Source organism: Lichenicoccus sp. (genome assembly GCF_965276875.1).
In the GTDB taxonomy this organism is placed as follows: domain Bacteria; phylum Pseudomonadota; class Alphaproteobacteria; order Acetobacterales; family Acetobacteraceae; genus Lichenicoccus.
In genome coordinates, this window is sequence record NZ_OZ255701.1 from 1254735 (window position 1) to 1268818 (window position 14084).

The 14084-nt window shown below is 63.5% G+C and carries 13 protein-coding genes; 4 read left to right on the forward strand and 9 right to left on the reverse strand.

Annotation, left to right across the window (positions count from 1 at the left end):
• Positions 1-17: 17 nt before the first annotated feature.
• The 3 genes from ACQY4K_RS06190 to ACQY4K_RS06200 form a co-directional block, all read right to left on the reverse strand.
• A complete protein-coding gene (locus tag ACQY4K_RS06190; RefSeq protein WP_428394371.1) occupies positions 18-1043 on the reverse strand; it encodes an alpha/beta fold hydrolase in 1026 nt (341 codons plus the stop codon).
• A 28-nt stretch (positions 1044-1071) separates the two neighbouring features.
• The gene (locus tag ACQY4K_RS06195; protein ID WP_428394372.1) at positions 1072-2070 is read right to left on the reverse strand and encodes an amidohydrolase family protein; all 999 of its coding nucleotides are present in this window, start codon (positions 2068-2070) and stop codon (positions 1072-1074) included.
• Between the two features lie 111 nt (positions 2071-2181).
• On the reverse strand, positions 2182-2907 hold the full coding sequence (locus ACQY4K_RS06200) for an alpha/beta fold hydrolase (RefSeq protein WP_428394374.1): 726 nt from the start codon (positions 2905-2907) through the stop codon (positions 2182-2184).
• Positions 2908-3114: 207 nt separating this feature from the next.
• On the opposite strand from ACQY4K_RS06200, the gene ACQY4K_RS06205 reads away from it, so the two are divergent.
• Complete coding sequence (locus tag ACQY4K_RS06205) at positions 3115-3960, forward strand: fumarylacetoacetate hydrolase family protein (RefSeq protein ID WP_428394376.1); 846 nt, start codon at positions 3115-3117, stop codon at positions 3958-3960.
• Between the two features lie 14 nt (positions 3961-3974).
• On the opposite strand, the gene ACQY4K_RS06210 is transcribed toward ACQY4K_RS06205, so the two are convergent.
• Entirely contained in the window at positions 3975-5450 is a 1476-nt protein-coding gene (locus ACQY4K_RS06210; protein WP_428394378.1) for an aldehyde dehydrogenase family protein, read from the reverse strand.
• 151 nt (positions 5451-5601) lie between these two features.
• On the opposite strand from ACQY4K_RS06210, the gene ACQY4K_RS06215 reads away from it, so the two are divergent.
• Positions 5602-6717 carry an iron-containing alcohol dehydrogenase gene (locus ACQY4K_RS06215; RefSeq protein ID WP_428394380.1) on the forward strand — a complete coding sequence of 372 codons (1116 nt, stop codon included), beginning with the start codon at positions 5602-5604 and terminating at the stop codon, positions 6715-6717.
• Positions 6718-6790: 73 nt separating this feature from the next.
• Here the strand turns inward: ACQY4K_RS06215 and ACQY4K_RS06220 are convergent, their stop codons facing one another.
• The 5 genes from ACQY4K_RS06220 to ACQY4K_RS06240 form a co-directional block, all read right to left on the reverse strand.
• Positions 6791-7927 (reverse strand): acyl-CoA dehydrogenase family protein, encoded by a 1137-nt coding sequence (locus tag ACQY4K_RS06220; protein WP_428394382.1) that lies wholly within the window; start codon positions 7925-7927, stop codon positions 6791-6793.
• Positions 7928-8083: 156 nt separating this feature from the next.
• Positions 8084-9574 carry a carbohydrate porin gene (locus tag ACQY4K_RS06225; RefSeq protein WP_428394384.1) on the reverse strand — a complete coding sequence of 497 codons (1491 nt, stop codon included), beginning with the start codon at positions 9572-9574 and terminating at the stop codon, positions 8084-8086.
• Between the two features lie 216 nt (positions 9575-9790).
• Positions 9791-10702: an SDR family oxidoreductase gene (locus tag ACQY4K_RS06230; RefSeq protein WP_428394386.1), complete on the reverse strand. Its 912-nt coding sequence runs from the start codon at positions 10700-10702 to the stop codon at positions 9791-9793.
• Between the two features lie 46 nt (positions 10703-10748).
• Complete coding sequence (locus tag ACQY4K_RS06235) at positions 10749-11168, reverse strand: MaoC/PaaZ C-terminal domain-containing protein (protein ID WP_428394388.1); 420 nt, start codon at positions 11166-11168, stop codon at positions 10749-10751.
• Positions 11169-11185: 17 nt separating this feature from the next.
• Positions 11186-11683 carry a MaoC family dehydratase N-terminal domain-containing protein gene (locus tag ACQY4K_RS06240; RefSeq protein ID WP_428394390.1) on the reverse strand — a complete coding sequence of 166 codons (498 nt, stop codon included), beginning with the start codon at positions 11681-11683 and terminating at the stop codon, positions 11186-11188.
• A 299-nt stretch (positions 11684-11982) separates the two neighbouring features.
• Here ACQY4K_RS06240 and ACQY4K_RS06245 point away from each other — a divergent pair, with 299 nt between their 5' ends.
• Together ACQY4K_RS06245 and ACQY4K_RS06250 are read left to right on the forward strand one after the other, a co-directional pair.
• On the forward strand, positions 11983-13251 hold the full coding sequence (locus ACQY4K_RS06245) for a lipid-transfer protein (protein WP_428394391.1): 1269 nt from the start codon (positions 11983-11985) through the stop codon (positions 13249-13251).
• Positions 13202-14077 (forward strand): 3-hydroxyacyl-CoA dehydrogenase, encoded by an 876-nt coding sequence (locus ACQY4K_RS06250; RefSeq protein WP_428394393.1) that lies wholly within the window; start codon positions 13202-13204, stop codon positions 14075-14077. The genes ACQY4K_RS06245 and ACQY4K_RS06250 overlap by 50 nt, the downstream gene beginning before the upstream one ends.
• Positions 14078-14084 lie beyond the last annotated feature (7 nt).

Sequence of the window (14084 nt, forward strand, 5' to 3'; positions counted from 1 at the left end):
GCGCGGCCGCCACCGCCTCACCGGAGAGGCGGGGCGGCCCCGCTTGCGCGCCTGCTGTCAGCCTCGCGCATGAAGGCGCCAACCTCCCGGTTGAAGTCAGCAGGATTCATCATCTGCACGAAATGGTTCGGCGAGCGGACCACGATGTGGCGACCGCCGGTCAGCCGGGCGAGCACGTCGGCCGAGGCCTCGAACGCCGGGCTGTAGCCGCCTGTGACGATCAGCACCGGGATGTGCGCGCGGGCCACGGTCTCGATTGCGTGCCGCGTCGCGGTGTCCGAGGCGATCCGGCCCTGTAGCAGCGCGCAGCCGCTTCGCATCGCAAGTCCAGGGTTCTGCTCGAAGCGGGCGGCAGCCGCATTCCCCTCGGCGGCTGAACCGAGCATGTTGATGAAGCCACGGCCGTAATCGGCCGGTGTCTTCGCCGCCATCAGGATCCGCAGCCGCTGTATTCCGCCTTCCCGCACGGCCGGGTTGTCGCGCAGCTCCGGCTCCGCGTTCAGCACGCCGGCCAAGGCCGGCTCGACCAGCACCAGGGAGAGTACCGCCTGCGGCCGCCGGGCCGCAGCCAGCAGCGCTTCCATCCCTCCCCAGGAATGGCCGATCAGGTTGGCCCCGTCGCCGAGCATGCCAGAGATCCAGATGGCGTCCCGCTCCATATCGTCCACGCCGCGGGTCGGGCTCTTGCCGAAGCCCGGACGGTCGACCACCTCGACACGCCAGCCCTGCTCTCCCCATGCCTCCTGTTTGGCGAAGGTGGCCGGGCCGCCGCCGGCACCCCCCTGCACGCCGCCATGGATGATCAGCACGCGCGGCCCGGTCGTGCCCCATCGCGTCACGTGAATCGGCAGCTTGGCCGCTTCGGCGTCGTCGATCTGCGGTGGCATCGGACATTGCGCGATCAACGCGGCACGGTGCTGCGCGATCTCCTGGTGCGTCGGCGCCCCGGGCGGTGTGGGCCGCGCCTCCGTCACGCCGGGCACCAGCAGGTTGGGCACCAGCAACGCCGCAGCCAGCAGGCCACTCCGGATAACGTCAGGCATGTCATTGCTTCCTCCGCCTCGTGCAGCGTCAAGCTGGGTTCAGCCGCAACAGCCGGTCAGCGTTGCCGTGCGCGATCTTCTCGCAATCAACGGGGGAGAGCGGCAGCGCGTCGAGAAAGGCGCGTCCGGCCGCGTTCGGGCTGAACGGATAGTCGACCGAGAACATGACCCGGTCGGCCCCAAAAGCCATCAGCAGGGTCATCAACGGCGGCAGGCTGAAGAAGCCACTGGTGGTCACCCAGACCTGGTCGGTCAGCGTCCGGCTGACGCTGCGGGTCAGCCGCTCGCGCGTCTCGTCGGCGAACACCTGATCACAGCGGGCGAACATGGCGGGCAGCCCCTCGCCCATATGGCCGATGATCAGCTTCAGGCCGCGATGCCGGTCCAGCGCACCCGACAGCACCAGGCGCAGCACGTGGATCGCCGTCTCTGAGTGCCACCCCCAGCCTGCGATCGAGAGCAGCAGACTGGAATGGCCCGGAAGACGATCATAATAGATATGCCGTATTGCAGGTGGCGGCGGCGAAGGATGCAAATAGAGCGGCACGTCGAGTGCCGCAAACCTGGCGAGCAGCGACTCGAAACGAGGGTCGTCGAGGAACAGCTCGCCCGTGGTGCCGTTCACCATGCCGCCGCAAAAGCCAAGCTGGCGGACGCATCGTTCCAACTCGTCCGCGGCCGCATCGGGCGCCGCTGTCGGCAAATGCGCGAACGCGGCATAGCGATCGGGATGCCCGGCCACGATTTCGGCCAGGCGGTCATTGGTGTCCCGCGCGAGGACAACACCGGCTTCGCCCGGCAACAGGTCGGCTCCTGCCTGGGCCACGGACAGCACCTGCATCGTGATCCCGGCCGCATCCATGTCAGCCAGACGCCCGGCGCCGGTATCGGGCAACTCGGCGGCGCGGTCGATCGCCGGGGGGCGATGGCCGCCAGGGGTCAGGCCACGGGCGAGGATCGCCTCCGTGCCGATCCGGGCCGCGATGTCGGGGAAAGTGCAATGCTCCTCAAGAGCAACGACGCGCATGCCTGACCCTCTCTCCCTGTTGCGCGTAGTTAAAGTCAATATTGGTGTCCTGCAACCTTTGGATCCGCGTTGCCTGCCCTGTCGGCAGACGCTCCACGGTGCGGCCGTCAATTACCTTGTGTCGAGATCCAGCGACGTCAGTGCCGCTTCGATCGCCGCGGCCGTGCGTTCAGGCTGGGCATAGATCACGTCATGGAACGCGTCGATCTCGCTGACTGTCCAGTCCGGATCATCGCGCAGACGCGCTGCAATCGCGTAAAGCGGGCTGTGCTTGTAGGCCGTGCACAGAATGTAGTGGCGGCACGGCCAGGTTGGGTTTTCCCGCGTGCTCGTCCAGCGCGCTTGCAAGGTCCCAATCGGCAGCGGCGTATAGGGTGCGTAGCCGCGCACCCCAGGTCCGGCCGGCGTGCGCGGCGATCGCGGCAGTGGCACGGACAATCCGCCATCGTGGTGGTTCGCGTCCGCCTGCTGCCACGCGATGGTCTCCGGCGGCGCCAAGTCCCAGAGCGACTGTCCGTTTGCCGGCAGGAAGGCGTCGAAATACACCATCCCCGCCACCCGGCCCGGCTCGCGGTCGGCCGCTCCGGTGATCACCATGCCACCGTAGGAGTGGCCGATGAGGATGGCGTCGCTCAGCTCCTCGAACGCGAGGAGTCCCGCGATTTCGGCTACGTGGGTCGAAAGCGTGACGCCTTCGGGCCCGACATGGGCGCGTTCGGCAAGGCCGGTCAATGTCGGTGCGTAAACCTCGTGACCCGCCGCGCGCAGCATGCGTGCAGCATCTCGCCAGCACCAGCTTCCGCCCCAGCCGCCGTGAACGAGAACAAGTATTGCCATCTGCCTCTCCCGCCCTCGTTCTACGGCGATAAACGGCACGGCGCCAAACGCCGTTCCCCAACGTTGCTGAGATACTTGTAGCAGTCGGGCGTGTAGCAGTCGGCTGCGGGCCCGGGTTCTTCCAGCAGTCAGACATTGGTTTGACTGGCCCGCTGCGCTCGGCGAGCATGACCGCCGGTGCGCAATCAATCGCAAGAGGCATACGACATGAAGCTGCTCCGAGTTGGGCCGCCTGGCGCCGAAACACCCGCTTTGCTTGCGCCGGATAGTACCATCCGCGACCTGTCGGCGCATGTGCGCGACATCGACGGGGACGCCCTCTCCCCTGCCGGCTTGGCGAAGCTCTCCGCGATTGATCCGGCCAATTGCCCCATTATTGAAGGCGCTTCCCGCATCGGCCCCTGCGTGGTGCGTCCGCTCAACTTCGTTTGTATCGGCCTGAACTACGCCGATCATGCCAACGAGGCCGGGATGGCGATCCCGAAGGAGCCGATCGTCTTCCTCAAATCGCTCAGTGCGTTCTGCGGTCCTTTCGACGACGTTCATATGCCGCCTGGGGCCGAGAAGGTGGACTGGGAGGTGGAGCTGGGCATCGTCATCGGCACCAAGGCCCGTTGCGTTCCGGAGGAGCGATCCATGGAGCATGTCGCCGGCTACTGTGTGATCAACGACGTCAGTGAGCGGGCGTATCAGGCCGAGCGCGGCGGCACCTGGGACAAGGGCAAAGGCTGCGACACGTTCGGACCGACAGGCCCTTGGATGGTCACCCGGGACGAGGTGGCGGATCCCCAATCACTGGACCTGTGGTGCGACGTGGACGGCCAGCGCATGCAACACGGCAATACACGCACCATGATCTTCGGCGTGCGACACCTGGTCAGCTACGTCAGCCAGTTCATCACCCTCTACCCTGGCGACCTGATCGCCACCGGGACACCGCCGGGCGTCGGTCTGGGAAAGAAGCCGGAACCAATTTTCCTGCGTGCGGGCCAGGTGATGCAGGCCGGCGTACAGGGGCTGGGCGAGCAACGGCAGTTGCTGGTTGCCTCGTAGGTCCCGGCAATTCTTCAAATCGGAAAACGCCCCGATCCGTGGGAGAGCGTCATCAAGCGGTATTCGGTGAAATCCTCCACCGCATAGGGGCCGGAGCGGCCCCAGCCGCTGTCCTTGACGCCGCCATTCGGCAGCGAGGGCTCGCTCGCCATGGTCGGGCCATTGACATGCACCATGCCGCAGTCGAGACGCTGTGCCAGGTCCAATCCGCGATCCTGGTCACCGGTCAGGATGCTCGCGCACAGGCCATAGGGAGTGGCGGACGCCTTGAGCAATGCCTCCTCGGCATCCTCGACGGCCTCGATCACCAGCACCGGGCCGAACGTTTCCTCGTAGTTGATCGGCGCCGACGGAGGCACATGTGTGAGGATGGTCGGCTCGTACACCAGCCCCTTCGAGGTGCCCCCGGTGACGAGGCGTGCGCCGCGGGAGACGGCATCCTGCACCCGCGCGGTCACGGATTGCAGAGCCCGGTCGTTGATCAGCGGCCCGATGACGGTGCTTGGCTCCGCCGGATCACCCGACTTGAAGCCCTGTATCTTGGCGGCCAGGCCGCCTACGAACTCATCGTGGATCGCGCGTTCCACCAGAACCTTGCGGGCGTTCATGCAGATCTGGCCCTGGTGGAAGAAGGCGCTGAACGCCGTGGTGTTGATGGCGTTTGCCATGTCCACGTCTTTGAGCACCATGATGGGATTGTAGCCGCCCAGCTCCAGCACGATGCGCTTAAGCGCCTGGCCGGCGCGTGCCGCCAGCATACGGCCGGTCGCCGACGAGCCGGTGAAGTTGATGCTGCGGACCTCGGGGCGCTCGAAGAAGACGTCGGCGATCGGGGCCGCCTCGCTTGGACCATGGGTAATGACGTTGATCGTGCCGGGCGGGAAGCCGGCTTCTTCCAGGATCTCGGCCACGATCAGACCCGCCGACAGCGGCGCTTCCTCGGAGGGCTTCAGCACGACCGTGTTGCCGAAGATCATCGGCAGGACCACCGTTCGGAAGGCCAGGGTGAAGGCGCCATTCCAGGGCGAAAAGCCGGCGACCACCCCCAGCGGCTTGCGCACGGCAAGCGCCAACCGGCCTGGCACCGCGTTCGGCACCACATCGCCGATCGGCCTGAAGCACCAGCCTGACGCATGGCGCAGCTGGTCCGCGACCAGGCTCGCCTGATAGCTGGAGAACATGCTGCCGGATCCGTTCTCCGCGGCCATCAGCCTGATGATCTCGGCGCGGCGTCGGTCGACGATGTCGGCGGCCTTGAGGAACAGGCGCTGCCGCTGGCCAGGCGCCATGGCGGCCCAGGCGGGAAAGGCGGCATGGGCGGCGGTCACGGCGGCCTGTGCCTCGTCCCGGCCGCCGGCCGCAACCTCCGCCACGACCTCGCCGTTGAAGGGATTGTAGTCGTTGAATGTGCGGCCGCCGGTCTGCGACCAGACACCATTGATGAAATGCGTCCGCCGGATCGCCGGCGATAGCGGTGTCATCTCGTCCATGGAACGTCCCCTGTGCTCAGCGCATCGCCGGATTTCGCTGCCTGATTGACATCTTCCCACAGCCTGACTAGGCAATTTCCTGACTTGCCGCAAGTTGCGCCGGTATCGACGATCGCCGGCAGCACCACCAGGAACCGCTGCCGGAGAGCCCATGATCCTGCCTGTACTGCCGCTGCCGCGGCTGATCTTCGGGCTTGGTGCCGTGTCGTCACTGAGGGACGAGCTTCGACTCTTGGGCGTTCGGCGTCCGCTGCTGATCAGTGACCGTGGCCTTGAGAAAGCCGGCGCGGTGGCCACGCTGGTGCGGGCGTTGCCCGATCCTGCCGCGCACTATCTCGACGTCCCAGAGAACCCGACCGCGGCCGGCGCCGACGGCGGGTTCGCCGCCTACCGGGAGGGCGGGTGCGACGGCGTCGTCGCTGTCGGCGGAGGCTCGGTTCTGGACTCGGCCAAGATCGTGGCGGCGCTGGCCGCCGGCGGCGTGGCTCGGGCGGCCGACCTGCTCGGCAAATCCGACCTGGTCGGGCCCGGCACGGCGCCCTTGATCGCGCTTCCAACAACGGTGGGCACCGGCAGCGACAGCTCGCCCGTCGCCGCGCTGCACCTGGTCGCCGGCGGTCCTGCATCAGGGACCCGCAGCCCGCATCTGGTACCCCGTGTCGCCATCCTCGACCCCGGTCTGGCCCGCACGCTGCCGCCGCGGCTCGTTGCCGCGACCGGTATCGATGCACTCTCTCACTGTGTGGAGGGGTTCTTCTCCGAGCCCGCCAACCCGATCGTCGACGCCTTGGCCCTCGATGGCCTGGCGCGCGCCTACGCCAACGTCAAACGGGCGACGGAGCCGGACGCCGACGAGGCGCGTGGCGCCATGATGCTGGCGGCGTTCGCTGGCGGGGCTGGGATCCACAAAACCCTGGGGCCGGCGCATGCCATCGCGCTGACCTGCAGCGACCAGCACGTGCACCACGGCCTGCTGATCGCGGTGGCGCTGCCGTTCACGGTGCAGCTCGTCAGCCGCCACGCCACAGCCAAGGCGGACCGCCTCGCTGCCGCGATCGGGCTGTCGCACGGGACCGATCTCGCGGAGGCGCTGCGCGGCCTGGTGCGCTCGCTTGGCTTGCCTGCGTCCCTGAAAGAGCTGGGCTACCAGGCGGGCTCGATAGACGCGATGGCCGAGGACATGGTGGCCAGCCCGTTCAATCGGGCAAGTCCCTACAAGCCCACCAAGGCCGAGTACGCCACGATTCTGGGTGACCTGCTGGCCTGACGCGCCTCAGCCCAGCTTGATCGCCCAGCGCCCGCACCCCATGCGGTCCGATCGGGCAGGCGGTGCTGCACCATCAGTCGCCTATAACCTGACGGGCAATCAGCAGGCGCTGGATGTCACTCGCACCCTCATAGATCTGACATACGCGCACATCGCGATAGATCCGCTCCACCGGAAAGTCCTCCAGGTAGCCGTAGCCGCCATGCAGCTGAATAGCAGAACTGCAGACCCATTCCGCGATCTCGGACGCGAACAGCTTGGCCATCGACGCTTCCTGCAAACAAGGCAACCCATGATCGCGCAGATCTGCCGCGTGCAACACCATCTGCCGCGCCACGCCGATCTTCGTCGCCATGTCGGCAAGACGGAAGGCCACGGCTTGATGTCCGGTCAGTTTCTGGCCGAAGGCCTCTCGATTGTTGGCGTATGTCAAAGCCGCTTCCATGGCCGCGCGCGCCATGCCGACGGATTGCGACGCGATGCCGATCCGGCCGCCTTCCAGGCCGGATAGCGCGATCCTGTAACCCTGCCCTTCCTCGCCGAGCCGGCACTCCTCATGGATTTCCATGTCCTCGAAAACGATCTGTGCCGTATCAGAGGCGTGCTGGCCCATCTTCCGCTCGATCCGCGCGACCTTGTAGCCAGGAGTCTCGGTCGGCACGATGAACGCGCTTATGCCCCGCTTACCCGCCCCCGGGTCCGTCACCGCGAATGCAATCGCGATTCCAGCGGTGCTGCCCGAGGTAATGAACTGCTTGGTACCGTTCAGCACATAGCCGTTGTTGGTACGACGTGCACGCGTCTTCAGAGAACTCGCATCCGAGCCGGCTTGCGGCTCAGTCAAGCAGAATGCGCCGATTGTCTCGCCACGCGCCAGAGGCACCAGGAAACGCTGCTTCTGCGCCTCTGTGCCGAACTTCAGGATCGGCATGCACGCGACAGAGTTGTGCACGCTCATGATCGTCGAGCAGGAACCGTCACCGACGGCGATCTCCTCAAGCGCCAGTGCATAAGCAACGTTGTCGGTAGCGGACCCGCCATAGTCTTCGGGGACCAGCATACCCATCATACCGAGCGCGCCCATCTCGGTGATGGCGTCGCGCGGAAACCTGTGGGTCACATCCCATTGCGCTGCGAACGGCTTGAGCTTGTCGTTGGCAAAGGCACGCGCCATGTCGCGCACCATCACCTGCTCGTCGGTCAAAATCATGAGATGTCCGACTCCTTGGCGGTGAATGCATGGGGTGGCGCCGTTGAAAGCCATCATCCCGCGCTTCAATATGACGTTGCCAGAAGCCTCCGCATGCGCCAAGACCCTGCATGCACGCATAGCATGTGCGCCGACCGACCGGATGGCTCCAACCGATCAGAAAACCGTTGTCAGGGCAATCTGTCCGACGAGCGCATGTCCTGTCTGGTAGGTGTATATGGGGGTAGGATTATCCGTGTACGTCAGAGCGGTTGTAAGATAAGCACCCTTGAGAAGGCGTGCGGCATAGGACGCAGTCACCGAGGTCGAGTCGCTTTTCGCAAAAGTGCGCGTGAAGGGCGCCACACTATTCACGAGATTTTGGAAGGCTGGGCTGAACTTGTTGTAACTGACCGTCACCCCACCGAGATCACGCGGCCGTCCCGGCACCAGGCCAACCGCATAGATGCGTCCCTCGTAGTACTGAGTGAAGACATTTGTATCTGGCGCCGCGTAGTTTACGGAGAAACCCGCATACAGCCCAAGGGCCCGCGCCGGCCCGGACTTGATCGGCTGCCAGATCTGCTGATCGCCAAGCACATAGAAGCCGGAATTTGTGCTCTTTCCGCCAGTGCGGTAATTTTGATACTCGGTCGTGTTGTATATGCCACCTGCTCGAAACCATGTCTGCGGAACGCCGGAGACGACGGTGCGGTAGCCAACCTCGTCGATAAAGAGCACCCCGGACCCAGGCTCGGTGAAGCGAAAGCCCGTGGGATTGATTATGTTGTCGCCGATGACGTCATTGGCTGCTGGAGTAAGGCTGCGCTGAAGACCGATTTTGTCGTAGATACGCGGATGGTCGTCGTTGAAGCGTTTCGCATTGCCGGTAAAATTGAACGTGACGTTGGCACCTGGAGCGGTCGGCGTCGAACCTGACAAGCCGAGTTCGAACGGAATGAACGCCGCTGGGCCGAAAATGCTGCCAGCAATGCGTCCGGCGGTGTAGATGCCGACATATTCCTGTTCGTTACTTATATAACCAATCCTGACCTGGATGTGATTGTTGAACAATGACTGATAGTAGTTCAGGTCGTAGAGTTGTGCACCCCGCGAGATGAAAACAGGCGCGTCACTCGCGGCAATCGTGGCCGCCAGCAGGATCTGCCCGTCGGGAATGCCGTAACGGCTAAGATCGATGGTCATAACCGGCGTAAACTGCGCAAAGGCGGTAAGCGACTGGCCTTCATAGCTCAGCTCACCGTTCGTGGTTTTTGGCACGTTCAGCAAGTTATCCGCGAGAAAGTCTATGTTGACCGATTCAAAGCCAAGACCGTAATCGGCAAGCGCCGTACGATAGCCACCGACATCTCCCGTCAAGGTATCGCCAAAGGAGGGGAAGTTCAGGTTCCAGCCTCGCACGCCAAGCTCGTCATCAAACCGCGCTGGCGAGTTGTCGGCGACCGCAGCCGGAAGCGCGGGTTGAGGCTGCAAACTCAACTCGGGAGTGAGTTGCGGTGCCACGGTTGTGGGCGAGGCCGCCGCGGGAGGCGCCGCCGACTGAGCGCGCGCCGGCGACGCGTCGAGGCAGGACAGCCCCAAGCCCAATCCGCAAACACCACCCGTCCCGGAAAGGACCGTCAGTGCCAGAAGCTTCGATCGACGCATTTTCTTGTTCCTTGGACGGGTGCTTTATTGCTTGGTTACAGGCTTTCTCAAGATTTGAACTTTGGACCTTGTCGTATCCTTGACTACGGACAATAGCAGGCGCCGGATCCTGCCTTAACCCAGGGCTATTACCGCACCAGCGTCCGCTGTCTTGATGCCCTCAACAGTTGTGTTTTGTGCCGTTTCGAACCCCATGAGCATGATACTGATGGCTCCTCATTGAGGTACCAGAACCATCTCCTGCCCCAATCGCTCCTTGGTACCGAACTTTGATTCGCCCAATGTCGTCGCGTGACGTGAGTTCTCGAACGAGGTCGCCTCGGCCCAGCGCGAGGACAACTCCTCCGCGGTGAACTCGTCCTGAAAAAACACACCCTGCGTCTGCTCCCAGCGTGTCTCAGAAACCCACCCGCCACTGACCTCGAACAGACGACCCGTCGCGGATGCGCCCTCGTGTGTCAGCAGGATCACCGTCGGCGTGACGTACTCGGGCTTCAGAGCATCGACGACGGCTTTCGGCATCACCGATGCAGTGAGTCGTGACCCTGCCGTGGGACAGACAATATTTACCAGGATGTTCTTCGAGGCGCCCTCGATCGCCAGCGTCTTGCCCAGTCCGACCAGGCCCATTTTCGCCGCCGAGTAGTTCGCTTGACCAAAATTGCCGTACAAGCCCGCGGCCGAGGTGGTCATGATGACACGCCCGTACTCCGATTTTCGCATATGGGGCCAAGCCGCCCGGGTCACCCGCATGCTGCCCAACAGATGTACACGGTAAAGGACGTCCCAGTCCTCGTCATTCATTTTACCGAATGATGCGTCTCTCAGGATGCCGGCATTGTTGACGACAACATCGACACTCCCGAAGCTGTCCATGGCGCACTCGATGATCTGCCGGCCATCCTCCACGCTGTTCACGTTGGCCACGGCTTCGCCGCCCGCTTCCTTGATCTCGTTGACGACTTGTTGGGCCACCGAGATGTCGGAACCACCACCAGACGTCGCTCCGCCCAAGTCATTGACAACCACCTGAGCACCGCGTCTGGCAAACTCCAGAGCGTGCGAGCGGCCCAGTCCGTTGCCTGCCCCAGTTACGATTACACACCGTCCGTCAAAACGAAGCTCCATCCGTGTCATCCGTATAGTCAAGAGGAGGTGCAGACCGGCTGCTCGGTCAGTCAAGTGCTACGATTGCCTCACCCGTCAGTGTCTTGCGACCATCCTGCGCGGTCGCCACGAGCGCAATACGAGCGCGGTTCTCATCGCACGTTTGAAAACGTTCGACGATCTCGCCCGTGCATGTGATGACGTCGTGGACCTGTGTCATGGAAACAAACCGACCCCCAAAAGACCTTAGCCGTTCGATCCCGGCCCAGTTTGTTGGCAGCCTCGCCAGCACGCCGAACGAAAGCATACCCTGCGCAAAGACGTCCGGCATCCCGGCCTCTCTCGCCATATCGCTATCAATGTGGATAGGGTTGTGGTCTCCCGAAGCTCCCGCGTAGAGGGCCAGCATGGCGCGGGAAATTGGACCGAACTTGATTTCCGGAAGCCTGTCACCCACCTGCGCACTTGCAAGAGCCATCTTCGCCATCTCGATACTTCGTGGCATTATCCGAGCCGGTGCAGGAGGTTGCGTGTCGCCTTAACCAGCGTGCCGCGCGCCGCGTGCTCAACGACGGATTGAAGCGTTACAAACTCCATTGTCCCGCCCTTCTTGTCGTAGAAGTCGACGACCGTAGTTGTCAGTGTCACCTGGTCCCCTGCGAACATCGGTCCCGCATAATCGTATTGCTCTTCGCCATGGAGAAGATATCGATTGTCGCATCCAATGAGTGTCGCAATCGGGGTCCTGCCCAGCCGGCGGTGTTCCTCGCTCGCTATCGCGTCCAGGACCGTAAAGAACGACGGTGGCGCGACCAGATCGGGGTAACCTTTGGCGCGTGCCGCCGCGACGTCGCTATGGATCGGGTCGGCCGCGCCAAGGACTTCGGCGAAAAAGCGGATACGTCCGCGCTCAATCTGGATCGTCACTGGATCGGAGCTCACTCCCTTTGCAGTTCGATCAAAAATTCCCTTCCTGACGGCGACGCTGGTCGTCTCAATCATCGCTTGGTCGTTCCTTTGGCGCGCTTCTGCGAAACACTGTGCGCTGAGGCGCGAGACGTCCAATGCCTTCTTTGAAGATACTATTCCGTAAATTCATAGGTTTGCATTACACCCGTGCCAAGGGCATGGCCGTGGTTTTCGTCTGCCGCCCTGCGTTCGCCACGGTCCCCGACCAACGAGGAAAGGTTTATTCTTTTGCGGCATGATAATGACGCATAATGAATTTGATCTCAGCCGGCTTAGGTGCGACGCTCACTATGCCGCGTCGGAGAGCGGGGTTCGGGCGCCGGCCGATAGGATTGAGCAAGACCGTCATGAGCCGGTCTGTTGCTGAGGCCGCATTTCAGGGCTCGGTCGTTCAACAGGAGAGTAGTATGGCTGGTTCAACACGCGAAGTGCTGGTGGCAGGCGTCGGGATGATCCCCTTCACCAAACCCGGGCAGAATGCCCCCTATGACGAGATGGGAAGCACCGCGATCCGCCTGGCGCTCGAGGACGGGGGTATCGGCTTCAATCTGGTTGAGCAGGCTTATGCCGGCTACGTCTTCGGGGAAAGCTGCTCCGGGCAGAGGGTCATCTACAAGGCTGGAATGACTGGGATTCCGATCGTCAACGTGAACAACAACTGCTCAACCGGATCGTCGGCGCTGTTCCTGGCGCGCCAAGCGGTCGAGAGCGGCGCGGTGGAGTGCGCGCTCGCCGTTGGCTTTGAGCAGATGAGGCCGGGACCGATTGCGCCGATCTTTTCGGATCGCGTGAACCCCTTCGAGGATTTCGACCGGGCTTGCGCCGAACTCGTGGACGTCGATCTGCCGCTGGCCCTGCGCTATTTTGGTGGCGCCGGGCTCGCGCACATGACCAAGTTCGGAACGACTCTCAACGACTTCGCGAAGGTGCGGGCCAAGGCAAGCCGCCACGCCTCGAGAAATCCGATGTCGGTCTTCCGTAGCGTGATGAGTGAGGAGGACGTCCTCGCGGCGCAGGTGATCTGGCCGGGTGTGATGACGCGCCCGATGGCCTGTCCGCCAACCTGCGGCGCGGCCGCGGCCGTTCTCGTGTCGCATGACTTCGCAAGGAAGCACGATCTCCAGCCAAAGGTGCGTATCGCCGCACAGGCGATGACGACTGATACGCCCGACACGCTGGAGTCGCGCGATATGATGCATCTCGTCGGGAGCGAGATGACCCGTCGCGCCGCCGCCGCGGTCTATGAAAAGGCAGGAATCGGGCCGAAGGAAATCCAGGTCGCCGAGTTGCACGACTGTTTTGCCCACAACGAGGTGATTACCTACGAAGGTCTGGGTTTCTGCGGCCAGGGCGAGGCGCAGCGGTTCATCGCGGACGGCGATAATACGTATGGCGGCAGGGTCGTCACCAATCCGTCGGGCGGCCTGCTCTCCAAGGGTCATCCGCTCGGCGCCACCGGCCTGGCTCAATGCTATGAATTGAGCCAGCAGCTTCGTGGGACCGCCCAGGATCGGCAAGTCGAGGGCGTCCGACATGGGCTCCAGCATAATCTTGGCCTGGGCGGCGCGTGCGTGGTTACACTGTATGAAAGGGTCGCCTGAAGCTTTTCGACCAACTGGCTGCGTGCGAGTATCACTGCGCACCTCGATCCAGGGAGGAATCAAGATGCACATCGACGGAGTTGCGGCGGTGGTCACGGGTGGCGCTTCGGGCCTGGGCTACGGCACGGCTGAGCGGCTAGCCAAGGCAGGCGCAAAGGTTACCATTATCGACCTGAACGCCGACCATGGGATCGGCAAGGCAAGCGCGATCGGCGGCCATTTCGTTCAAACCGATGTCACCGACGAAGCCGCGGTCGAAGCAGCACTCGACGAAGCGGAGGAGCGGCACGGCAAGGCACGCATCCTCGTCAATTGCGCCGGCATCGGTCCTCCGGCCAAAGTCGTCGGCCGCGACGGCAAGGCCCTCCCGCTTGGCGACTTCAGCCGCGTCGTGACGATCAACCTGATCGGCACGTTCAACGTCCTCTCAAAGTTTGCAGCGCGCCTGCATAACAGCTTAGCACTCGGCGAGGAGCGCGGCGTCATCATCAATACCGCCTCGGTCGCCGCCTATGATGGACAGATCGGCCAGGCGGCGTATGCCGCATCCAAAGGCGGCATCGTCGGCATGACATTGCCCATCGCCCGAGAACTCGCGCGCTATGGCATTCGGGTGATGACGATCGCACCGGGGCTGTTCCTCACGCCCCTGCTCGCATCGCTGCCGCAGGAGGCACAAGACTCGCTAGGCAAGCAGGTGCCGTTCCCAAGCCGGCTCGGTCAGCCGGACGAATTTGCACAACTGGTCGAGGCCATCGTCACCAACCCGATGTTGAACGGCGAGACGATCCGGCTCGACGGCGGCATCCGTATGGCGCCGAAATAAGCAACCC